23 protein-coding genes are annotated in these 21866 nt (G+C 35.7%); 10 read left to right on the forward strand and 13 right to left on the reverse strand.

What is annotated here, in order from left to right; genetic code table 11:
* Window positions 1-240 precede the first annotated feature (240 nt).
* Both NZD88_RS03280 and NZD88_RS03285 read right to left on the reverse strand, forming a co-directional pair.
* Complete coding sequence (locus NZD88_RS03280) at window positions 241-1287, reverse strand: HlyD family secretion protein (RefSeq protein ID WP_259827396.1); 1047 nt, start codon at window positions 1285-1287, stop codon at window positions 241-243.
* 5 nt (window positions 1288-1292) lie between these two features.
* A complete protein-coding gene (locus tag NZD88_RS03285) occupies window positions 1293-2630 on the reverse strand; it encodes a TolC family protein (RefSeq protein ID WP_259827397.1) in 1338 nt (445 codons plus the stop codon).
* 110 nt (window positions 2631-2740) lie between these two features.
* Here NZD88_RS03285 and NZD88_RS03290 point away from each other — a divergent pair, with 110 nt between their 5' ends.
* Window positions 2741-3571: a helix-turn-helix domain-containing protein gene (locus NZD88_RS03290; RefSeq protein WP_259827399.1), complete on the forward strand. Its 831-nt coding sequence runs from the start codon at window positions 2741-2743 to the stop codon at window positions 3569-3571.
* A gap of 66 nt (window positions 3572-3637) precedes the next feature.
* A complete protein-coding gene (locus tag NZD88_RS03295) occupies window positions 3638-3814 on the forward strand; it encodes a hypothetical protein (protein ID WP_259827401.1) in 177 nt (58 codons plus the stop codon).
* Between the two features lie 16 nt (window positions 3815-3830).
* Here the strand turns inward: NZD88_RS03295 and rplI are convergent, their stop codons facing one another.
* The 4 genes from rplI to NZD88_RS03315 form a co-directional block, all read right to left on the reverse strand.
* Window positions 3831-4352, reverse strand: a complete 522-nt coding sequence (rplI, locus tag NZD88_RS03300; RefSeq protein ID WP_259827403.1) for a 50S ribosomal protein L9 — start codon at window positions 4350-4352, stop codon at window positions 3831-3833.
* A 171-nt stretch (window positions 4353-4523) separates the two neighbouring features.
* Window positions 4524-4826, reverse strand: a complete 303-nt coding sequence (gene rpsR, locus NZD88_RS03305; protein ID WP_034706728.1) for a 30S ribosomal protein S18 — start codon at window positions 4824-4826, stop codon at window positions 4524-4526.
* 32 nt (window positions 4827-4858) lie between these two features.
* Window positions 4859-5200 carry a 30S ribosomal protein S6 gene (gene rpsF / locus NZD88_RS03310; protein WP_073336304.1) on the reverse strand — a complete coding sequence of 114 codons (342 nt, stop codon included), beginning with the start codon at window positions 5198-5200 and terminating at the stop codon, window positions 4859-4861.
* A gap of 251 nt (window positions 5201-5451) precedes the next feature.
* Window positions 5452-6804: a chloride channel protein gene (locus NZD88_RS03315; RefSeq protein WP_259827412.1), complete on the reverse strand. Its 1353-nt coding sequence runs from the start codon at window positions 6802-6804 to the stop codon at window positions 5452-5454.
* A 191-nt stretch (window positions 6805-6995) separates the two neighbouring features.
* Between NZD88_RS03315 and NZD88_RS03320 the strand changes: the two genes are divergently transcribed.
* Window positions 6996-7826, forward strand: coding sequence for an NAD(P)H-binding protein (locus NZD88_RS03320; RefSeq protein ID WP_259827414.1), 831 nt, complete (start codon window positions 6996-6998; stop codon window positions 7824-7826).
* A 71-nt stretch (window positions 7827-7897) separates the two neighbouring features.
* Entirely contained in the window at window positions 7898-8278 is a 381-nt protein-coding gene (locus tag NZD88_RS03325) for a winged helix-turn-helix transcriptional regulator (RefSeq protein ID WP_259827416.1), read from the forward strand.
* Window positions 8279-8342: 64 nt separating this feature from the next.
* Here the strand turns inward: NZD88_RS03325 and NZD88_RS03330 are convergent, their stop codons facing one another.
* The 3 genes from NZD88_RS03330 to NZD88_RS03340 form a co-directional block, all read right to left on the reverse strand.
* The gene (locus NZD88_RS03330) at window positions 8343-8693 is read right to left on the reverse strand and encodes a hypothetical protein (RefSeq protein ID WP_259827418.1); all 351 of its coding nucleotides are present in this window, start codon (window positions 8691-8693) and stop codon (window positions 8343-8345) included.
* A 382-nt stretch (window positions 8694-9075) separates the two neighbouring features.
* On the reverse strand, window positions 9076-10368 hold the full coding sequence (locus tag NZD88_RS03335) for a dihydrolipoamide acetyltransferase family protein (protein ID WP_259827419.1): 1293 nt from the start codon (window positions 10366-10368) through the stop codon (window positions 9076-9078).
* 63 nt (window positions 10369-10431) lie between these two features.
* Window positions 10432-11259 carry an SAM hydrolase/SAM-dependent halogenase family protein gene (locus NZD88_RS03340; protein ID WP_259827421.1) on the reverse strand — a complete coding sequence of 276 codons (828 nt, stop codon included), beginning with the start codon at window positions 11257-11259 and terminating at the stop codon, window positions 10432-10434.
* A gap of 138 nt (window positions 11260-11397) precedes the next feature.
* On the opposite strand from NZD88_RS03340, the gene NZD88_RS03345 reads away from it, so the two are divergent.
* The 6 genes from NZD88_RS03345 (at window position 11398) to NZD88_RS03370 (ending at window position 16436) form a co-directional block, all read left to right on the forward strand.
* Window positions 11398-12354 (forward strand): PhoH family protein, encoded by a 957-nt coding sequence (locus NZD88_RS03345; RefSeq protein WP_169234714.1) that lies wholly within the window; start codon window positions 11398-11400, stop codon window positions 12352-12354.
* 172 nt (window positions 12355-12526) lie between these two features.
* A complete protein-coding gene (locus NZD88_RS03350; protein WP_259827423.1) occupies window positions 12527-13192 on the forward strand; it encodes a porin family protein in 666 nt (221 codons plus the stop codon).
* 146 nt (window positions 13193-13338) lie between these two features.
* The gene (locus tag NZD88_RS03355; protein ID WP_259827424.1) at window positions 13339-13836 is read left to right on the forward strand and encodes a hypothetical protein; all 498 of its coding nucleotides are present in this window, start codon (window positions 13339-13341) and stop codon (window positions 13834-13836) included.
* A 157-nt stretch (window positions 13837-13993) separates the two neighbouring features.
* Window positions 13994-14668 carry a hypothetical protein gene (locus NZD88_RS03360; RefSeq protein ID WP_259827425.1) on the forward strand — a complete coding sequence of 225 codons (675 nt, stop codon included), beginning with the start codon at window positions 13994-13996 and terminating at the stop codon, window positions 14666-14668.
* A 363-nt stretch (window positions 14669-15031) separates the two neighbouring features.
* A complete protein-coding gene (locus NZD88_RS03365; RefSeq protein ID WP_259827426.1) occupies window positions 15032-15694 on the forward strand; it encodes a porin family protein in 663 nt (220 codons plus the stop codon).
* 88 nt (window positions 15695-15782) lie between these two features.
* Entirely contained in the window at window positions 15783-16436 is a 654-nt protein-coding gene (locus NZD88_RS03370; RefSeq protein WP_259827427.1) for a porin family protein, read from the forward strand.
* A gap of 69 nt (window positions 16437-16505) precedes the next feature.
* On the opposite strand, the gene ffh is transcribed toward NZD88_RS03370, so the two are convergent.
* From ffh to NZD88_RS03390, 4 genes are all read right to left on the reverse strand, one after another.
* Window positions 16506-17867 carry a signal recognition particle protein gene (gene ffh, locus NZD88_RS03375; RefSeq protein ID WP_259827428.1) on the reverse strand — a complete coding sequence of 454 codons (1362 nt, stop codon included), beginning with the start codon at window positions 17865-17867 and terminating at the stop codon, window positions 16506-16508.
* Between the two features lie 361 nt (window positions 17868-18228).
* A complete protein-coding gene (locus NZD88_RS03380; RefSeq protein ID WP_259827430.1) occupies window positions 18229-18873 on the reverse strand; it encodes a 4'-phosphopantetheinyl transferase family protein in 645 nt (214 codons plus the stop codon).
* Between the two features lie 2 nt (window positions 18874-18875).
* Window positions 18876-20855: a lanthionine synthetase LanC family protein gene (locus NZD88_RS03385; RefSeq protein WP_259827432.1), complete on the reverse strand. Its 1980-nt coding sequence runs from the start codon at window positions 20853-20855 to the stop codon at window positions 18876-18878.
* A gap of 3 nt (window positions 20856-20858) precedes the next feature.
* The gene (locus tag NZD88_RS03390; RefSeq protein WP_259827434.1) at window positions 20859-21749 is read right to left on the reverse strand and encodes a DUF6734 family protein; all 891 of its coding nucleotides are present in this window, start codon (window positions 21747-21749) and stop codon (window positions 20859-20861) included.
* Window positions 21750-21866: the final 117 nt, after the last annotated feature.

Here is a 21866-nt window from a genome sequence, read left to right on the forward strand (position 1 = left end):
GACAAAAGAGCAGGTTGTAAAAGTAAAAGGTAAATGACAAACACTAATAAATCATCAGAAGCTTGTCACTGCAGTTCTACCTTTCCGCTGAAAAAATCTAATCTGGCTATGTATTGAATTGATCATGTGGTTATTTGAAATGCGCTGGTGTGATCATTATTAAAGTATTCTTCTGCATTAATACCATCCGGTTCTAATAACTTTCACACCCTCACATTCTCTAACATTCACACAAAATCACTATATTTTCTTCGCACTCACCAGAACATTCATTCCGGAAAGTAGTTTTTCGTTATTTTGATTGTTATCGAGAATAATTTTCACGGGGAATCTCTGTTCGATTTTAACGAAGTTTCCCGTAGCATTATCTGGTTTTACCAGAGAAAACTGTGAACCGGACGCAGGTGAAACGGAAACCACTTTCCCTTTAAATTCAAGATCAGGATAAGCATCTGCGGTGATCGTTACTTCCTGTTTGGGATCGATCTGCCCCAGTTGCGTTTCCTTGTAGTTGGCAATGATCCATTTTTCTTTGCTAACGATTTGTACCAGAGCCTGACCTTCCTTGATCAGTTGCCCTTCCTGGATTGTTTTCTTTCCGACCCAGCCGTCATAAGGAGCTGTAATCACGGTGTAGGAAAGGAAAAGTTTGGCATTGTTCAGGCTTGCAGAACTTTGCTGGATCTGGCTTTTCACGGGAGCAACTTTGGTCTGTTGTTCGTTGGCGCCCGCTCTTACTGCATTTTTCTGTTGTTCTAAAGCTAAAAGATTGGCTTTTGTCTGCTCATAGGAAGCTTTTACATTTTCAAACTGCTGTTCGGTTGCGGCATCTTCTGAAACTAGATTTTTATATCTCTTAAAATCCTGTTCTGTTCTCCATATATCGATTTTTGCGGAAGCAATCTTGGCATCGATGATTTTAGAATCACTTTCTTTTGTACTGACTCCACTTTCTATGGTAGTGATATTTTCAGCATTGGCGTGAAGGCCTGCTTCAGCGATTTTAACCTGGTTAACGAATTCTCTGTTGTCTATGATGATCAATGTATCTCCTTTACGAACAAACTGGTTCTCGTCAAACTGTATGGTTTTAATAAATCCTGAAACCTTGCTGGAAACGGGAGTAATATATTGTTCGATCTGAGCATCATTGGTGGTGACATTTTTTCTTGAAAAAAGATAGAAACTTACCATTCCTGTAATCCCGCTGATGATAAGGATCCAGGCCAGGAGCGTGATCGTTTTATTAATTCTTTTTTCCTTTTGTGTCAGTTGTTTCTTTGCCATAGTTTTTATAAGTTGCCAATCGTGTACTGGAGTTGGTAATATTTTAATTGTCGGTTAATTTTTACGGAGATAAGATTGGACTCAGCCTCCAGATAAGCATTGTCCGCATCGATGAGTTCGGTGATAAGACTCAGTTTATTAGCATATTTTGTTTTTACAATGCGATAGTTTTCTTTGGCCTGGCCAATGGCTTCCTCTGCGATTTTTACTTTCTGGTCGGTTTCTTCAAACTTTTTATAGGCTTCGTAAACGGTATGTCTTACATTTTCGTCGTTTTCTTCAATCTGAAGTTTTGCCAGATCAATATTCTCCCTGGCTTCCTGCATTTTATACTTGTTTTTGTACAGATTTTCGATGGGATAGGTAAGGTTTACGCCCAGCATTCCCAAACGGTAGGCATAAGGCTCAGGAGGGAAAAACATCATATTGGGGTACTTTATAAAATATTCTCCACCTGCTGTAATCTTCGGTAAATAATTCGCTTTCGTGATCTTCTGATCCAGTACCTTTAACGATAGGTTTTTATGGGTCATTTCCACCGATTCGTTCTTGGCTAAAGCGGTTTTTGTTAAGTCATCAATACAAGGGATCACTGTTTTATCAGAGATAAGATCTTCGGTGTCTACATGCATTTCCTGGTTTTCCGGAAGCGAAAGGATTGTTTTAAGTTTATGTTCCGCAATCTGGATGTCATTGTCCAGTTCTGTCCAGCTCATGGTATGATTGGAAAGCTGTAAAGAAGTTCTCAAAACTTCATTGACTGTGACAACACCGTTGGCTTTTAAAGATTTTACCTGTTTGATATTGATAGAATCTTCCTTCATTTTATCATTGATAAGACTCTGTTGTTCTTTTAAATGATGGATCTGAAGAAAGGCTGTAATGATCTCCATTTTAAGCTGTCTCTCATCCCGGTGTGTTTTCAATGCCGAGATTTCAGTGTCGATGGATGCCTTTTTCTCTGTATTTCTGATTTTTCCGCCCATATACACCGGAATCGATGCAGACAGGGTAAAATCATACATTCCGTTGATGACGTCATACTTGGTGGCTTTATTGAAAAATCCATTTTGATGCTGGAAAAGATTGGTCACCTGATTGTAGCTGGTATGAAACTCAATATCCGGTAATTTTTCCATCGAAAGGCCTTTTTCCCTGGTGGCAGACATTTCCTGTTTTAAATGGCTTATCTGAATGTTTTTGTTATTTTTCAAACCAGTTTCTATGGCCTGTTGAAGACTGAGACGCTGGTAGTCGATCATCTGTGAGTGTAAAAAACTGCCTGTCAGCAGTAAGAACAACGACATGCACTGATATCTGCACGCGTTAAATATCATATTCATAATTTATTTAAAGGATTTTTGCTAAAGTGATTTTGATACTGCAAAGTTACGTTAGAGAGCATGGGACCCGATTTGTGAAAACAGAAAAATATTTGCTCATTTACGCCATTATGGAATTTTCTTCCTACCTTTATTTTATGAACGACAGCCATTTTAAAGCAGTAGAAGAGGAAGATGCAGAATTTTATGTCTATAATGTGCTCGCAGGAAACGTTACCACGGAGATTCACCATCACAGTTCTGCCCAGTTGGTATATGCAGAGGGAGGGATAGTACATGTTTTTACAGATCTCAAGCATTGGTATCTTCCGGCAAGATGTTTTATGTGGATCCCGGCGGGTATACCTCATTATATTTTTTCAACCAGTCCCAAGGTAGATCTTTACAATTTTTATTTTAAAAAAGAAGACCATGAAAATGGCTTTTTTGATGAAATTAATATTTATTCGGTGAGTCATCTTCTTAGGGAAATGATTTTGTACACAAAAGACTGGAATGGGAAAATCACAAAAAATGATGTTCCAAAATATTATTTTCTCAAAGCTTTAAAAGGAATTCTTCCTGAAAAAAGAGATAAAAAACTGGCTTTTCCGGTCCAGCATCCGTTTCCAAAAGATGAAACGCTGCTGAAGATTGCCAGGTACATTCATGCCAACCTTGAAAAGCCTCTTACGATAGAATCTACGGCGAAAGAATTCGGAATGAGTACAAGAACGCTCTCCCGGAAGTTTAAAGAAATTTTAGGGATGAATTACGTCCGGTTTTTGCGGGCATTGAGAATCACCCGTTCTTTGGAATTGATGTTGGAAGGGAAATATAATATGTATGAAATCGCTATGATGGTAGGGTATAACAGTTTGTCTTCCTTCAGTACTATTTTCAAAAAAGTAATAGGAGTTGCTCCAAGTGAATATCAGCAGAAATTGAGAGGGAATCGGTAAGTGGGAGAGTTGATGTGTTTTGAGATTGCTTCGTCGCTACACTCCTCGCAATGACGGAAAGTAGTGATGACGACGAATGCCCTAGCCCCGATAGGAACGGTTACCCCGCAACTGGAAGCAGGAAGTGGAAGGGTTTTGGAGCTGGCGTGTTGGCGTGAGGAGTATGAATGGATAGCGGGATTAAGCTTCTCAATAGGATTGAAAAAGAAAAACCACTTCAGACGAAGTGGTTTATATATTTGAGAAAATCTCTGGACGATTAAGCTTCTTCAGAAGGAGTTTCTTCTACTACTACTTTAGCTTTAGGAGCAGCTGGTTTAGGAGCTTCTACCGGAGCGTCAGATACAACGTCAAATTCGAAGTTGTACTCAACATTTCTGTGTAGTCTGATGTTTGCAGTCACTTTACCAGTTCTCTTGATTGTGTTCCCTGGAATTTTGATGTATTTCTTCTCTACAGAAACTCCAGCTTTAGCAAGAGCAGCAGATAGGTCAGAATTGTTGATAGATCCGAATAACTTGTCACCAGAACCTACTTTTGTAGGGATTGTGATAGAAGTTTTCTTCAATTGATCTACTACACCGTTAGCTGCAGCGATTAGTTTAGCTTCTTCTTCTTTTCTAGCTTCTAAAGTAGCTTCTAGAGCTGCTTTGTTTTTAGGAGTTGCTAAAAGTGCAATTCCCTGAGGAAGTAAGAAGTTTCTAGCATAACCAGGCTTTACGCTTACTGTATCAAACTCAAGTCCTAAGTTTTCTACGTCTTTTTTTAGGATGATATCCATTGTTGTTGTCCTTTTTTAGAATTTAGATGCTAGATATTAGACATTAGATATTAGACATTAAGTCTGAAATCTGGAATCTGAGATCTATTAATCTAAATTAAGTTAGAATTAAAATTATTTATTCAGCAACAAAAGAAGAGGTTGCCCTCTTCTTTTATTTATTTTTTTGTCTTATTTCAATAAGTCAGCTACGTAAGGTAGTAAAGAAAGGTGTCTTGCTCTTTTGATCGCAGCAGAAACTTTTCTTTGGTATTTTAAAGAAGTTCCAGTGTATCTTCTTGGTAAGATCTTACCTTGCTCGTTTACAAACTGTAATAAGAAATCAGCATCTTTGTAATCAACGTGCTTAATTCCGTATTTTTTGAATCTACAATATTTCTTTTCAGATTTTGTATTGATATCAAGTGGAGTAAGGAATTTTACTTCTGATTCTCCTCCAGCAGAGGCTTGTTTAGCCATTTCGTCTATTGCCATGTCTTGTCTTTTTTAAAAAATAGGGTTAATAATTAAGCTCTAGCCGCTTTGATTTTAGTTCTTCTAGTTACAGCGTACTCAACAGCGTGCTTGTCAAGTTTTGTAGTCAGGTAACGGATTACTCTCTCGTCACGTTTGAATGCTAATTCTAGGTCAGCAACTACAGTACCTTCACCTTTAAACTCAATTAAAGTGTAGAATCCATTCTTTTTCAATTGAATTGGATAAGCTAATTTTTTTAGTCCCCAGCTTTCTTTGGCAACGATTTCACAGTTCTTTTCTTTTAAAAGATCTTCAAATTTTTTCACTGCTTCCTCTACCTGAGCATCAGATAGAACGGGAGTTAAAATGAAAACAGTTTCGTAATTGTTCATAATGTTAAATGAATTTGTTAATTATTTCGAGGTGCAAAATTAGAGAATATATTTTGAATATACAATACTTGGGTGAATATTTGTGCCCGGGATTTATTGGTTCTATGGGTGACAGATAGTGAGAACAAAAAGTGGGAGAAAAGAATAAAGAATAAAGATTTTCAAAGCTCAAATGAGGAAGAAGATAAGTAGTGTTAATTTTAATCCACTTATTGATCCAAAACTGAAACCCCGGATCCTAGATCGCTAAACTACTCCTTCTCCCTGATCTCCGTCAGAAAATTCACCTTAATTACATCGTACAAAGAATGTCTGCTCACTAAAATAGAAGCAATGGAGGAGACCATTCCCGCCAGCATTAAATGAAAAATCAGGGAATGCCTGTCCGTCATTTCCAGTACAATAATTGCTGAAGTAAAGGGTGCTCTGGTAATTCCGGTAAGAAAGGCCACCATTCCCGCAAGAATAACCACATTGGTTTCATTAGGCGTTAGGTGGATGGCTCCGGAGATCACAGATCCGATACTCGCACCCGCCGTAAGGGCAGGAGCAAAAATTCCGCCTGCACCGCCTGATGTGAAAGAAAGGGCAGGGCCAAGCATTCTTAAAATCGGGACATACCATTCTTCATGCTTATCTTTTGTAAAAAGGACCCGTTCCATAATCTCCTTTCCGGAACCCAGGATTTCCCTGTTGATGAAGTAGGCAATAGAAGCGATGAACAGTGCGCAGATCACCAAAAAGATAACATTGGCTTTATCGGTTTTAAGTTTCCTTTTCTTCCAGTCACTCATCTTAAGCATCATTACAGAAAGCTGGCTGGCCAGAATCCCGGCGGTTCCCGCTACAAGAATTATGGGAAACATGACCATTAAAGAAACATCGTTTGTTTTCGGATATCCTAAATACAGATAAGATCCGGCTAATGTCTGGGCCGTTAAACCTGCAATGATTACCGCTGTAAACAGGGCTGTTTTGAAATAATTGATATGCGTTTTGGAAAGTTCTTCTACCGCAAATACAATTCCGCCCAGTGGGGTGTTAAATGCTGCCGCAAGCCCTGCTGCTGCACCTGTCATAATCATATTTTTCTTGGATATTTTCGGCCACCAGTGCGGAAGATATTCGTTTACTTTCCTGAAAACAGAACCTGCAATCTGGATGGTTGGTCCTTCGCGTCCCACAGCGCCACCTCCGATCACCAGAACAACGGATGAAATAATTTTAAAAACAATAATCTTTAGACTTAAAAGGTTCCTGATCTTTGTGTGTTCCTTGGGATTGGCCAGTTCTACAGCTGCCATCACCTGTGGTATACCGCTTCCCTTGGCGTATGGAGCAAATTCTTTCACGAGCCACCAGGAAAGGACAAAGCCAATTGGAGCAATGATGAAGATCATCCACGCATGCCAGTTCATCATAAAATTCAGAAGGTGTTCTCCCCATGCAAATATCTTGGCATACATCACTGCAAAAAAGCCGGTGATCACAGAACCAATCCAGAAAGGAATTGCCTGAAGCAGATTGTTCTTCAGCTGCTCGTTGCGGATATTGTCAAAAGACTTTTTAAGGCCTTTTCGTAGGGAGGAGAAAATTTTCAGCATTTGTGGGCTAAGGCATTTTATTCAACTGAAAAAATAAGAAAATTACATGGTAATTAAAAATATCTGCTGTAAAAAATAATTTGCATTGTACAAGTAGGTTAAATACAGAAAGTAAAGACTGCTATACTTGATGATAGTTAAGCGTGAATCTACACCCAACCTGCATAGATTTGTATTTTAAATTAAAGAATATGAAAAAAATAAATGGAAATATCCTGGTTATCGGTGGTAGTGGAAAAAACGGACGCCGTGTTGTAAACAAATTAAGAGCTTTTGGGCATCCTGTTCTTTCTACGGTACGTGTGAAAGAGGAAATCAGTGAAGAAACTCGTTTTTTTGACTGGAATGATATCACAACTTATGATCAGGCCTTAGAAAATATTGAAAAAGTATATATCGTACATCCTGATGCCTCAATTCCGGGTGCGCAGGAACAGATAGCAGAGCTGGTAAACAGTATGGTTGACAACTCTGTCTCAAAAGCAGTTTTACTTTCAGGACGAGGTCAGAAATCAGTGGAGAAATGTGAAGACATCCTCATCAGTTCGCCGTTGAAATGGGCTATTTTACGTTCTGCATGGTTTAATCAGAACTTTAGTGAAGGACATTTTCTACATGGTGTACAGGCCGGAGAAGTTGTTTTTATGGCCGGCTCTGTGAAAGAACCTTTTGTAGACCTAGATGACCTGTCCGATGCTGTAGTTGAATGTCTGATAAATGAAAAACATGACGGGAAGATTTATGAGATAACGGGGAGTGAACTATTTACCTTTGAAGAAGCAGTTAAAATAATCGGGGCCAAGCTGAACCGTACCATTAAATACAACTTCCTGAACAAAGAAAAGTATCGGGAATTTCTTCTGCAGGTTGGCTTATCACCGTTTGTGGCCGAGCATATGTCTGTTGCATTTGATGAGATTTTAGATGGACGGAATGAGAATACAGGCGACGGTATACAAAAGGTCTTAGGCCGGGATCCGAAAAGATTCAATGAGTTTGTTCAGTCAAACGAATTTAATTAACTTTTCTTAGTTGGCTAAGTGGCTTAATTTTAGCAGTATGTGGTGAAGCTATTAACTTAAAAGACAAGCTCATGAAAGAACGAGAAACAGGGATTTCCCAATGTCCTTTACATTCCGAGAAAGTATTGTTGTCTATCGGCGATGCTCTGGAGGCGGTAAATGGTAAATGGAGAATAAAGATTATTGCTGTTCTTCTGGATGAACCTAAAAGATTTAGAGAAATTTCGTTGTTGATTGGTCAAATTACGGATAGAATGCTTTCTATTGAGCTTAAAAAGCTGGAAACTAATTTATTGATTAAAAGAGCTTCGAAATATTCTGCCCAGGCTGAATATGAGCTTACAGACCACGGAAAATCATTAAAACCACTGATTATGGAGCTGATTAAATGGGGCGAAATGCATAGAGAAAAAGTGATCAGCAGTTTTAAGTTCCATGAACATACAACCTGATCCAAAAAACAAAAAAGCTTTCCAAAAAATGGGAAGCTTTATATTGTATCGACGATGAATATTATTACAACTGTATGTTAAAAACAGTAATGTATGCTATACAATACAAAATGAGGACAACAGCTGAAAATATCAGATTGACATTTCTAAGAATGTATTTTTTATTGATGTACAGGATGAATGTTTCAATAAGAATATAAACAAACCATATAACATGAAAACCAAACATAATGATCAGGTAACCTATAACGTCCCAGCCGCCCGAACTAAATATCACCGCCGTAAAACCTATAGTTCCTGCTATAAATATCGCAAGACGGATCAGAATATGCTTTGCAATATTTGGCTTCTCTTCTGAAACTTTTATTTTATGGTCTTCTTTGATCTCAAAAAGCTCTCTTAATTCATTATCCATTATCGTTGTTTTTGATATAACTTAATAAAGAATGGCAAGATGCCCAGATAACCCAGGAGGTTTAATACACCAAAAAAACGGTATAAGTAAATCATATTATCCAGGTTGAAAAAGCCTATGATAATTTCGACGAAATAAGTTGCTATGATCAGGCATAAGGAAATGATCGCAATTAAAGTTACTCTTTTCATATTTTGAGATGGGGTTTGTGTTTCTATTTGAGATTATTTTGTTAAATGCTTAGTTTCGTACTTGATCCAAATGTACAGATAATCTTTTAATAGAAAAACCTTCGAAAAGATCGAAGGTTTTGTATTTTAAGATGTTTTGACAAGCTCTGCACAACTTTTGAAATAATGGGTCACTTATCAGTCATCAGGTATTAAATTTCCGTGTTCAGATCCCAGTTCTGAAGATAATCATGAACATGTTTCAGCATCATTCCTCCCAAAGATCCGTCTACCACTCTGTGGTCATAAGAGTGAGACATGAACATCAGCTGACGGATGGCAATCACATCGCCGTCTTTAGTTTCAAGAACTGCAGGTTTTTTAACGATAGCACCAATCGCTAAAATAGCTACCTGAGGCTGAGGAATAATAGGAGTTCCCATAAGGTTTCCAAAACTTCCTACGTTAGAAATCGTGTAGGTAGCACCTTGAGTATCTTCCGGTCTTAATTTTTTATTTCTCGCTCTGTAAGCCAGATCATTGATGGCTTTTGCCAAACCTGAAAGTGACAACTGATCAGCATTTTTAATCACAGGAACGATAAGGTTTCCGTCTGGTAAAGCAGTGGCCATACCGATATTAATATTTTTCTTCTTAATAATGTTTTCACCACTGATAGAAACATTGATCATTGGGAAATCCTGAATCGCTTTGACAATCGCTTTCACGAAAATCGGCATGAAAGTCAGTTTTTCACCTTCCCTTTTTTCGAAAATATCTTTATGCTTGTTTCTCCATTTTACAACGTTGGTAACGTCTGTTTCGATGAAAGAAGTAACGTGTGGAGCAATGTGTTTTGCCTTTACCATGTTTTCAGCAATGATCTTTCTCATTCTGTCCATCGGGATGATTTCATCACCTGCTGCTACAGAAACAGTAGAAACCGGTGCTTTTGGAACTGCCTCCTGTACAGGTGCAGCTTGTTGAGCTGGCTGGCTTCCTCTGTTGGAAACGTAGGCTAATATATCTTCTTTTGTAATTCTTCCTTCTAAACCACTTCCTTTAATAGACTTCAGTTCAGATTCAGAGATGTTTTCCTGCAGTGCAATAGATTTTACAAGAGGTGACAGGTAAAGGTCTCCTGAGAATTCTACCGTTGAAGCAGCTTGTAACGGCTCCTCAATCGTTTTTAAGGTTTCAGTATCCGGAGCGGCTGCCGGAGTTTCAGTTTTCACTTCCTCTGAAGCTGTATTTCCGCCTTCTCCTTCAATTTCTAAAATAGCAATGGCCTCACCAACTTTAGCAACTTCGTCCTTCTGTTTCAGGATTTTTATAATTTTCCCCGAAACTGGTGTCGGAACGTCTGAATCTACCTTATCTGTTGCAATTTCAACTACGGAATCATCCTCTTTTACATTATCACCTTCATTGAATAACCAAGTGATAATTGTCGCTTCCATAACACCTTCTCCCATGGAAGGAAGCAATAATTTGTATTCTGCCATTTTTAATTTTTAGATTTTGACAAATATATAAAAAAAATCGGTTTTTTTATGAAATATATAATCTTAGACGAATTCAACATAAATATTCTCGCCTACATTAAGTCCAAACAGGCTTTTGGCCCCGTTTTTTTTACTTCCTTTATAGATGGTGAGCTCCAAAAGCTGACTGTCATTGAAGATCGCTGCCGACTGTCCATGGAATTCCGTTTCCCTTTCCCAGTCGGATACCACCTCGGTATGACTGGAAAAGACTCTTGAAAGTGTTAAATTTCTGAATTTTATGGTGAAACCCTCATTGCCTTTTCCGGTGCTTTCAAAAAAGTCTTTACTGATATTTGAGATTATATTTCCGAAATTATCAATATATGTTACTTCACCAATGATCATCTTTTCAGACTCATTGAAGACCGGTTTCGGAAACAGAAGCTCTTTGGCAGAGTCTATTTTTCGCCCGATTACTTCCGGAAGTCCGCCGTTGGCCAAATGTACGGCAGCAGGGACAAAAACGTCGGTAGAAGTGAAGTTCACGATATCATCAAAACGATTGTTCAGAGTGATCTCATAGATGGCTTCCGGTTTAATGTCGAAAAATACAAGACCTAAAAGTCCGTTATCTGCCGCCAGAAAATAAGAGCCGTCTGCTTTATAGAGTATATTTTTCCTTGATTTATGGTAAAAACTGTCTACAGAAAGGATATGAATGGTGCCTTTAGGAAAGTATTTATATGCATTTCGTACAATGTACGAGGTCTGTATAAGGTTGAATGCCTGGATGTCGTGGGTGATATCAATGATATTTACCTCAGGGTTTAGAGACAGAACTTTGCCTTTCACAGCGGCGACTCTGTAATCTAAATTTCCGAAATCCGAAGTAAGGGTGATAATTGACATGGATTTTTGTGTAGAATAAATAGTGTTTACTGCAAAGTTATTTAAAATAAAAAGAAAGCCCGAAAGATTGTAGAAAAGAATTGACATAAATTTGAAAAAAAGCTTTAATTTTAAAATCTAATAAAAATAAAATACTGCATGTTCGAATTAACATATGATTTGGAAGATGTCGATGTAAAGACCTTCTATGGCGTTAATAATCAATATTTCAATTTGTTAAAATCAAGCTTTCCTACGCTTAAGATCACAGGACGGGATCATTTTATCTTTGCGATGGGTAATCAGGAGGCTTTAGATATATTTAAACTAAAACTGGATGATATTGTAAAGTTTATCTCTAAAAACAATTCTATCGCGCTGAAAGATGTTGAAAATGTCCTGAATATCAAAGATGAGAATGAAAAACATTTAATTTTTGATCAGGATATTATTGTAAAAGGAGTCAATGGGAAAATCATCAAGGCCAAAACCACGAATCTTAAGAAGCTGGTAAAAGAAACTGAGAAAAAGGATATGGTTTTTGCCATTGGTCCTGCGGGAACAGGTAAAACCTACACGAGTGTCGCATTGGCTGCAAGAGCTTTAAGGGATAAGCAAGTCAAAAGAATCGTTTTGACAAGGCCTGCTGTAGAGGCAGGGGAAAGTCTGGGATTCCTGCCGGGAGACCTTAAAGAAAAGCTGGATCCGTATTTACAGCCTCTATATGACGCGCTGAGAGATATGATTCCTCATGAAAAACTGGAAGGTTTTATGGAGAAAAAGGTGATTGAAGTTGCGCCGCTGGCTTTTATGAGAGGACGTACGCTTGATGATGCTTTTGTAATTCTTGATGAAGCTCAGAATACTACCCATGCGCAAATGAAAATGTTTCTGACAAGAATGGGAATGAATGCCAAGTTCATCATTACCGGAGATCCAACACAGATCGATTTACCTCCAAAACAACAATCGGGACTGAAGGAGGCTATGAGGATCTTGAAAGACGTAAAAGAAATTGGTTTTGTATACCTTACTGAAGAGGATGTAGTTAGACATCCGGTAGTTAAGAAAATTATTTTAGCATATAACGAAGAAGATAAGAGACTGAAAGATTAAGTTGACCATAGCGTTACCCACTATATCGGATGTACATTAGAAGAAAATGAAGTTTTGGAGAATTTTTGAAAGATTTTATACATGTAACCATTGTTATGTGATAATTATTTTAACATTATTTGGTATTATGAAAAAAATAGTTAGTTTTGTGACCGAATACTAAAATAAAATCATGAAAAAATTTTTACTTATTGCAGCAGCGGCTGTGGTAAGCGCTAATTTAAGCGCTCAAGAAACGAGATTTGGAGCCAAAGCTGGTTATTCTCTTTCAACTTTAAAATTTAAAGACGGAGGAGATTCTGAAAGTACCGACCCTTCACACACTTTTTATGTAGGAGCTTTAGTAGAGCACAAACTAAGTGATAAATTTGCTCTTCAGGGGGAGGTTTTATATTCTCCACTAGGAGGTAAGATCAACGAAAGAGTAGAGGATGAGGATGATGCAGGTACATTCTTTAACATTAAGAATAAAACTACTTTTGGAACTATATTGATTCCGGTTTCTGCTAAATATTTTATTACTGAAAGTTTATCAGTTTCTGCAGGGGCAAGTTTCGGACTAATCATTTCTGCAAAAACAAAAACGGTAGCAGACCTTGGATTAGGGGTAATTCCTGGATTTGAAATTTCTGCAGATGATGAAACAGATATTAAAGATCAAACCAATACTTTGAATATCGCTCCTTTCCTGGGTGCAGAGTATGCATTGGAAAACGGATTGTTCTTTGATGCAAGGTACAATATGGGAGTTTCTAACTTGGCAAAAGATTCCGGAGACGGAAAACTGACTAACAGCTTTCTTCAAGTGGGTATCGGTTTCAAATTCGGAGGAAACTAATTCTTTAGAACGAAATTAAAAAGATATAGAGCGGGACAAAATTTTGTCCCGCTTTTTTACTGTTCCTATGAATGGGTATCGTTAATTTTATGTTAATAATGAAAATAATTAGTAATTTTGTGGTATCAATCAAACTATTTAAAAAAATGAAAAAACTATTTTTACTAGGTGCTTTTGCACTATTAGGGAGTGCTGCACACGCGCAGGAAGGTTTTAAGTTAGGGGGACATATCGGTATTCCGGTAGGTGATGCCGGCGATGCATCTTCATTTACATTAGGATTGGATGCTGCCTATATGTGGAACATTACAAAAGGGCTTGATCTTGGGGTTACCACAGGATACTCTCACTTTTTCGGAAAGGATAACTTTGATGATTTCGGATTTATTCCTGTAGCGGTTTCCGGGAAATATAAATTTTCGGGAGCACCTATCTTTGTAGGGCTAGACCTGGGATATGGGATTTCTACAAAAGATGGAGTAGATGGAGGTTTCTATGCACAGCCTAAATTTGGATATCAAATGTCTAAAGGTGAGCTTTACTTAGGATATCAGACGATCAGCAACAAACGCGATTACGGATGGTATACAGCCAGTTGGAACGTAGGAGCCATTAATATTGGATACAACTTCTTCCTGAAATAAAGAAATATTAAGAATAATACAGTAAACTCCGGCTTTTTGGCTGGAGTTTTTTTTTTTACAGGTTCACTTATTGGTGATAAATATCATGTTTGTATTTTTTTTAATCTTAATCTGGTGATATATTTTTGCGGCTTAGTAACCTATTAAATTTAAAATTATGAGAAAGCTTAAAGCTGTACTGGCCCTGTCAGTTCTTTTATCTTCATTATCATGTCAGTCCGATCAAATGAATGAAGAGGTGATGTCCGGTGAAAATGTTCAAACCAAAGTTGCCTATAAAATAGATGGCAAAACTACAACGATGACTTATAATAGTAAAAAAGAAGTAGTAAAAGATGATCAGTTCTACAGTTTGAAAAATTATCTTGAAAGTACTACTACTTATGACTATTTACAGTTTGCTGGAAGTAAAGAAGTACAATTGAGAACTAAATTGGCGACACAGAAGCCTGCTGCAAAAGGTGTTATAACAAGAGTTTGTAGCGGTTGGTATAAGCTGTATGATAAGAACGGAAATTTACTTCTTGAGAGACATTTATCAGAAGGTAATGAGTATATGGATGATATAGGCTTTGTTAATAATGAAAACCTTGCGCTTAAAAACACCTATTTTATACAAGCTTCAAACTGCCTATTGTATTTAACTGCAGCTAAATATGTAGGCTTTCCAAGTAATAAATGGACATTTAATAGTGTAAATGAGTTTATAGATTCCCGCCAAAAAACGGGTTATTACTTCCTTTCTCCAAGTCCTTCTATAAATGGACATTTTGTACCAGCAGGAGAACTGTATTCAATCAAGGGAACTTATCATTGCTACGTATCTGCTTAGTTATATTGCTAAGATATATTGTAAAAGGCTGCCTTAATGTATTTAAAGCAGCTTTTTAGTTTTATTTTAAGACTAATGTCTTAAATGTTAACATTTTAAGATAATACTGTTTACGATAATTTCAAATAAGAGAGAATTTGCAAGAAAATGATAAATCTAAAAAGCTAAGTTTATTTCGCTCTTGTTGTAAAATCATTATTTTTTTATTCTAAATATTGTGAAAAAAACAAAGCTGCTTAATTGATATGTTTTAATTTCGGAAAACATCAATATTCATCAATGATATTAATCACGTTAACAAATTTTAATATTAGCGGGACCCACTGTAAATTTGCCATCAGAAAGTATTAAAATTATTATAAAATGAAAAAATTAGTATTAGCTGGTGCAATTGCACTTTTCGGTTTATCTAATGCACAGATTGCAAAAGGAACTGCATATATTTCAGGACAAGTAGGTTATTCTCAAGAAGAGAACAACAACGATGATTCTAAAATTGAAAGTTTCAAAGTTATCCCTACTGTAGGATATTTCGTAGGTACTAACTTAGCTGTAGGTTTAGGAGTTGGTTATAAGAATGATAAAAAGACTACAAGCACAACTGCAAGTTTTGGAAATTCTACTGTTGTAACTGAAAGAATCGGAACTAAATCTGCATTTGTTGTAGCTCCTTTCGTAAGAAAATACTGGACTTTAGCTGAGAAATTATATATCTTCGGTCAATTAGAAGTTCCAATGGAATTTGGTAATGAAAAAGTTGAATTAAACTCAACAGCTAACACTGGAGGTACTACAACTACTACATCTACTTCTACAAAAGCTAACTACACTTCAATCGGTGTTAACATTAAGCCAGGTTTGGATTATTTCTTAAACAAAAACTGGAGCATTGAAGCTACTATCGGTGAATTTGGATACAACACTTCTAAATTTGATGTTGATGGTGCTAAAAGTGTAAATAACTACAAGTTCGGTTTGAATTTATCAGCTGTAACTTTCGGAGTTAAGTATGTTTTTGCTAAGTAATTAACAAAGCATTTATAAAATAGGAGCCCTAAGATTTATTTTAGGGCTTTTTTTACCTTTAAAAACAAAATTTTATTTAATAATAATCATGAAAAAAATCTTATTGGCATCAGCTCTTGCTTTTTTTGCAGGCATGAATGCACAAACAAAATTTGGAGTAAAAGCGGGTTACGCGTTATCAAATTTAAAATCTAATGAAGATCTTGATGCTTTTGAAGGAGCAGACGGAGGTTTGAAATCCAAATCAGGTTTTTATGTAGGCGCTTTGGTGGAGCATAAATTCAATAATAAATTTGCTTTACAAGGGGAGGTTCAATATGCTAATTTAGGAGGTAAAGTTGAAGTTTCAACATTGGGAATCACTGTCACAGAAAAATTCAATTTCAACAGAATCGTAGTTCCTGTAGCGGCCAGATATTATGCAACTCCTGAATTAGGATTGTACGCAGGACCTTTTGTAAGCTTTAGAACAAGTACTAAGGTAAAAATAGATGTAGCTGGAGGAATAGCAGACCAACAGATCTTAAATGCAGGTGAAAATGCTTTAGAAAAGAGTTTTGATGACAACCTTAAGTCTACGGAATTTGGTTTGTTTTTAGGAGTGGATTATAACATCTACAAAGGACTATTCGTAGATGCACGTTACAGTTTCGGACTAACAAATATGATTAAGGATCCTGTAAATGACGAAAAATTGAAGATGAATTTCTTCCAGATCGGATTGGGATACAAATTCAAATAAAACAAAAAACTCTCAGAATAATTTCTGAGAGTTTTTTTATGTCTTCTTATCTAAAGTTTAAAATCTTTATTATTTCCCCATCATTCCGCCCATGCCTGGCATATTTGGCATTTTGCTCATCATCTGCATCATTTGTTTTCCCTGAGGTCCCTGCATCATCTTCATCATTTTACCCATCTGGTCGAATTGCTTCATTAATTGATTCACATCTTCAATCTTTCTTCCTGCTCCTTTTGCAATTCTCTGCTTTCTCTGACTGTTAATGATAGAAGGTCTTCTTCTCTCATCAGGGGTCATAGAGTAGATAATCGCTTCAATGTGCTTGAAAGCATCATCGCTGATCTCAACATCCTTAATGGCTTTTCCAACTCCAGGGATCATTCCCATAAGGTCTTTCATATTACCCATCTTCTTGATCTGGTTGATCTGCTTCAGGAAGTCATCAAAACCAAACTCATTTTTAGCAATCTTTTTGTGAAGCTTTTTAGCTTCTTCTTCGTCAAACTGCTCCTGAGCTCTTTCTACCAGGGAAACAACATCTCCCATTCCCAGGATTCTGTCAGCCATCCTTTCCGGATAGAAAACATCCAAAGCTTCCATTTTCTCACCGGTAGAGATAAACTTAATCGGTTTTTCTACGACAGAACGAATCGTTAAAGCAGCACCCCCTCGCGTATCACCATCTAATTTGGTAAGAACAACACCGTCAAAATTCAATGCATCGTTGAATGCTTTTGCCGTATTCACAGCATCCTGACCGGTCATGGAATCTACTACAAATAGGGTTTCCTGTGGTTTAATGAAGTAATGCACAGATTTGATCTCGTTCATCATCTGCTCGTCAATAGCAAGACGTCCTGCTGTATCTACGATTACGACATCATGACCGTTTGCCTTTGCAAAAGCAATTCCATTTTCAGCAATCGTAGATGGATTGGTTGATCCTTCTTCAGTAAAAACCGGAACTCCGATCTGGCCACCTAATACTTTAAGCTGGTCAATCGCAGCGGGACGGTAAACATCACAGGCAACCAATAAGGGTTTTTTTGCTCTTTTTGTTTTTAAATGAAGAGCCAGTTTTCCGGAGAAAGTAGTCTTACCGGATCCCTGAAGACCAGCAATAAGGATCACAGATGGTTTTCCTGAAAGATTGATTCCTTCCTGAGAACCTCCCATGAGTTCTACTAATTCGTCATGAACGATTTTCGTCATCAACTGTCCCGGTGTAAGGGAAGTAAGAACGTTTTGTCCTAAAGCTTTATCCTGAACTCTTTTGGTAAGATCTTTTGCAACTTTATAGTTAACGTCGGCATCTACCAACGCTCTACGGATTTCCTTTACGGTTTCCGCTACGTTGATCTCTGTGATTTTTCCGCGTCCGGAAATATTATGTAGAGCCTTGTCTAATTTATCCTGTAAACTATTAAACATATTGATTGTAAATTATAGGTTTGCAAAAATAAGGAATTTTTGGTATATCCAAAGTCTTTATTTTGTAAACTATTAAACACTGCAGTTGCTTAATATCATTTGTATTGGTTTATACCTATTAAATTTATATAGAGAAGTTTAAAAGATTGGATGAATAAGAGGAGGTATAAGTTTATCAGAAACGGCTATATGATATAATTTGTTTTACCAGGGATATAATAATGGTCAGCTTACAGTAATTTGGTTTACCTTATTAGATAATCATATAATTTGAGAAAATAGGCAAATGGCTTCAATCCATTCAGATTATGAGTGCTAATAAAATCTTTTCCTCTCCCACAAACATTATACTGGTTATATTTTACGCGAACCATTTAATTGGTTGAATTTCAGTGGTTTGTGAGATGTCACCCTTAATAGCAAGATGACATTTATATTTATGATTGATGAGTATCTCTTTTAGAGAGTAGATATTACTATTTATTTCAGCCTTATCGTCATTTATTTCAAAGGAATTAAGGTCAATATTTAAACCATGTCCTGAAGCCTTAAGAATTGCTTCCTTTTGTGTCCATAAAGATATAAAATCGGAAACAGCATTTTGAGAAACGTCTATATAATCCCATTCGAATTTAGTGAGAAAATTTTTAAAATCATTAATATTGATATCTTGTAACTTTTCTATATCAATACCTACCTCATTTATATCTGTAACAACGCAAATAACAATGTCATCACTATGTGAAATATTAAAAAAGACCTGCTCTTTTTCAAAATAAGGTTTTCCGTTTACATTATAGGCTAAATGTTTAATACTTAAATTTAAATCAAATGTTTTAACAAGGATGCCTAATAGTAGACGTCCTATTATTGATGCCTGCGTATCCTGCCAATTTTTATATTTTAAAACTTTCTCTTGAAAGTCTAATGGCATTTCAAGGAGATAATTATTTAGAAAAAAAGGATGATGTTTTTTCTCGAGATAAGAATATAATATTTTTAGCATTTTTATTTAACAGATAATATTCCTGAAAAAATAAAATATCTGATTCTTTGAATTAATAAAAAGTCAAGCCGTTCGAGAAAATCATCCATATCTTTTGATCCCGATTGTCGTGAAAATACAATGAGATTTTCATAGGGTTGCGATAGAAGAAAAGATTTTAAGTCATTAATAGCTTTTTCTATTGGGATCGGATGGCGGAAAGTGCTTAAAATGATACTTTCCAATCCTAAATAATACTCGTTTAATTCATTTTTTTCGTTAAGCATAATGATATATTCACAATCATCAGCATCTTTCTGTAAGTTTTGCTTTAAGAATTGTTTGTCTGAAGCATAGGTCCAATTCCATTTACTATGATTTACATATACATTTTTTGATATTTCTGCAGATTGTTGCAGGAACCAATGGTCATTATGGTCTAAAAACCTAAGAGATTCTTTTTTATGCAGAAAGTTTTCAATGTATTTATTTATATTAGACTCTTTATCCGAAGTTTTAATATTGTATCTTTTCTTTTCCAGAAGATAAATGTCTTGTAATTGATCAGCAATTTTTGTTCCTTTAAAATTCTTTAATACATTCTCCACAAACTCGATAAAGCTATTGGTTTCCGGAGTGTTTTTAACTTCTGTATTAAGATATTTACCTAATATTCTGGGAAGTGATTCCTGTAAAAAATCCAGAGTTCTTTTAAAAAAATGAGATAATATGATGGTTCTTACTTCTGTAAGCTCATTAAATGAAAGTTCATTACTTTTTATAGGGCCATATTGAAAAGGTTCCAGTATATTTTTTGAATCAATATTATTATTTAAAAGTTTCAAAAAGAAGTATACTTTTCCCAGTTCTCCAAATAGAAGTCCTCCAGATAGATCGTCAGAAGTTAAACTTTTGATAAAACTTGTAATAATGGATTCTAATTGTAACCGGTTACTAAATGAATTATTGGTTTTGTATTGTTTTAAATAAAATAGACCAATACTGCTGAGACCGTTGAATAATGATGTATTTTCTAGTGTGACTAGTGCTTCCTCTGGTATGGGGGAAGTATTGTATTGTTCCCATGGAAGCAAGATGCCTAATAAGCCTTGGCTCCAGCTGGTTTCATATGTTGGAACAGAAAGCGAGGATTTGTTTTCAAGATATTGATTAATAAATGTAGAGAATACTTCATTGTTCAAAATATCTTTTTCAAGGTTTTCGAAATTATTCTGCTGTTCGTTCCAATGTGAATGGATATACTGATCAATATTTTTAATAATATAGTTGATTCCAGCATTTTCTGAAATACTGTTTATGGTTTGTAGTGAATATCTTATACCCGCTGCTCCAAAAGCAAACCCTACGGAGTTTTTTATATTTATTTCTTCATATTCTTTCCAAGATATTCCATCTTCAGAAACTTCACAACGATTTAATAACTTGAGATAAATTAAACTAATGTAATCAAGGACCTTTTTGTCACCAGTAAGATGATAAAGATTTACAAAGGTCAGTAATGTCCCGGCCCTACCATTAAAAATATAGTCGCTTGTATAAGCGGAGTTTACAAATTCTTCGATATTATATGACTCAATAAGTTCTAGACTGTAATTAAGATATTTATTATCATTAGTAATTTCAAATAATTGAATCAATGTATAGATCACTCCGGATCTTCCAGTATAAAGGGAGTAATCCTGTGAGGTATTTTGACGACAATAAGCTACCAAATCGCTAACCATTGTTTCAATTTTGTCCAGACTTATAATTCCCAAATGATAAAATTCTGTCATAATGAGGATAATACCACTATAACCACTGCATAGGCTTTCAGGAGCTGTATAAGTAATGAAATTATTGTTTTTCTGGTATTGATCTTCCCAGTTTTTAGGGGTAAGAGATACTAATTGTGAACATATTTTATTGAGAAATTCTAATAGATCTTTTTTTTCCTTGTGATCTATTATATTTCCAATAGCCGCATTATCTATTATACTCATGTTTTATAATTGCTTGGTCCTTAATAAATTGATTATTTCATAGTAATATTCTGGAAAATCATTTAAAAGTCTGTGTTCCAAAATTTCATTGATTGTTGGCAGACCTTTATAAAATCCTACAGTATGAATAAAGCTCACTGTATTTGGAACTTGAGTGAAATTAGCAATACCATCAAATGATGGATTGATATCTGAAATGAAAGGATTGACTGTTTTATTTGATTTTTCAGCTAGAGCATTGAATAAAAATTGTTCGTAAACTGTATTGAACATTCCGATATCAATTTTTTCCAAATGTGAAATATTCCTATCAATAAACTCAAATGCACAATGTGTATATTCCTTAAAAAATTCGATATCATTTCCTCCAAATAATCCAGCATTTACCGAAATTATTTTATTGTTTTTCTCTATAGAATCAAATAAGGCTTGAGGAACATAGTCAAAGTTTTCCTTCAACTCATTAAAAACTTTATCATAAAAGAAAAAACCTTTTTCAAAGTTTTGGACTATTAAGCTAGACGTTTCCAGTGATGAAGGAAAAGGTTTATAAATATAAATATCACTGTCAATGTGAATAAAGGGCTCTGTCTGTATTTTATATGCATGTAATTTTCCAACTGCCCAGAGATCCGGATGATAGTGATTGAGTTCATCAAGAACTACGGTAACGTTTGTATAAGGAAGTTTAAGTTTGTTGATTAGAATGTCATATCCTTTTTCATCTGTAACTAGTTCTACTTTTTCATAAAACTTTCTTAGCTGTAAACAACTTAAAGCCCAGCTCATATAATTGTGTTTTTTCGTAAGCCATCCTCCTTTATTTCTGTCAGTAGAATTAATTTTATTGTTCTTAAAAGTTGGTTTTGTCCAAAAGCTTTGAATTATCTTCATGAGACGGTTAAAATTATGCGCCAAAAATATAAAATTATTTTTAATTAAAAAGTGCTGTAATTCAAAAGAGATTTATATTTTTGGGGCGAGAAATTAATTCTCTACATTGTAGAGATA

The organism is Chryseobacterium pyrolae (assembly GCF_025153485.1).
Lineage (GTDB): Bacteria > Bacteroidota > Bacteroidia > Flavobacteriales > Weeksellaceae > Chryseobacterium > Chryseobacterium antibioticum.

Bases quoted from the DNA above. Each gene is read 5' to 3' on its own strand.
- NZD88_RS03360 (WP_259827425.1), top strand. From the start codon at position 13,994: ATGAGAAAGCTTAAAGCTGTACTGGCCCTGTCAGTTCTTTTATCTTCA.
- NZD88_RS03380 (WP_259827430.1), bottom strand. From the start codon at position 18,873: ATGCTAAAAATATTATATTCTTATCTCGAGAAAAAACATCATCCTTTT.
- rplI (WP_259827403.1), bottom strand. From the start codon at position 4,352: ATGGATATCATCCTAAAAAAAGACGTAGAAAACTTAGGACTTGAGTTT.
- NZD88_RS03370 (WP_259827427.1), top strand. From the start codon at position 15,783: ATGAAAAAAATCTTATTGGCATCAGCTCTTGCTTTTTTTGCAGGCATG.
- NZD88_RS03320 (WP_259827414.1), top strand. From the start codon at position 6,996: ATGAAAAAAATAAATGGAAATATCCTGGTTATCGGTGGTAGTGGAAAA.
- ffh (WP_259827428.1), bottom strand. From the start codon at position 17,867: ATGTTTAATAGTTTACAGGATAAATTAGACAAGGCTCTACATAATATT.
- NZD88_RS03365 (WP_259827426.1), top strand. From the start codon at position 15,032: ATGAAAAAATTAGTATTAGCTGGTGCAATTGCACTTTTCGGTTTATCT.
- NZD88_RS03350 (WP_259827423.1), top strand. From the start codon at position 12,527: ATGAAAAAATTTTTACTTATTGCAGCAGCGGCTGTGGTAAGCGCTAAT.
- NZD88_RS03345 (WP_169234714.1), top strand. From the start codon at position 11,398: ATGTTCGAATTAACATATGATTTGGAAGATGTCGATGTAAAGACCTTC.
- NZD88_RS03280 (WP_259827396.1), bottom strand. From the start codon at position 1,287: ATGGCAAAGAAACAACTGACACAAAAGGAAAAAAGAATTAATAAAACG.
- rpsF (WP_073336304.1), bottom strand. From the start codon at position 5,200: ATGAACAATTACGAAACTGTTTTCATTTTAACTCCCGTTCTATCTGAT.
- rpsR (WP_034706728.1), bottom strand. From the start codon at position 4,826: ATGGCAATAGACGAAATGGCTAAACAAGCCTCTGCTGGAGGAGAATCA.
- NZD88_RS03285 (WP_259827397.1), bottom strand. From the start codon at position 2,630: ATGAATATGATATTTAACGCGTGCAGATATCAGTGCATGTCGTTGTTC.
- NZD88_RS03340 (WP_259827421.1), bottom strand. From the start codon at position 11,259: ATGTCAATTATCACCCTTACTTCGGATTTCGGAAATTTAGATTACAGA.
- NZD88_RS03335 (WP_259827419.1), bottom strand. From the start codon at position 10,368: ATGGCAGAATACAAATTATTGCTTCCTTCCATGGGAGAAGGTGTTATG.
- NZD88_RS03290 (WP_259827399.1), top strand. From the start codon at position 2,741: ATGGAATTTTCTTCCTACCTTTATTTTATGAACGACAGCCATTTTAAA.
- NZD88_RS03295 (WP_259827401.1), top strand. From the start codon at position 3,638: ATGACGACGAATGCCCTAGCCCCGATAGGAACGGTTACCCCGCAACTG.
- NZD88_RS03315 (WP_259827412.1), bottom strand. From the start codon at position 6,804: ATGCTGAAAATTTTCTCCTCCCTACGAAAAGGCCTTAAAAAGTCTTTT.
- NZD88_RS03330 (WP_259827418.1), bottom strand. From the start codon at position 8,693: ATGGATAATGAATTAAGAGAGCTTTTTGAGATCAAAGAAGACCATAAA.
- NZD88_RS03355 (WP_259827424.1), top strand. From the start codon at position 13,339: ATGAAAAAACTATTTTTACTAGGTGCTTTTGCACTATTAGGGAGTGCT.
- NZD88_RS03325 (WP_259827416.1), top strand. From the start codon at position 7,898: ATGAAAGAACGAGAAACAGGGATTTCCCAATGTCCTTTACATTCCGAG.
- NZD88_RS03390 (WP_259827434.1), bottom strand. From the start codon at position 21,749: ATGAAGATAATTCAAAGCTTTTGGACAAAACCAACTTTTAAGAACAAT.
- NZD88_RS03385 (WP_259827432.1), bottom strand. From the start codon at position 20,855: ATGAGTATAATAGATAATGCGGCTATTGGAAATATAATAGATCACAAG.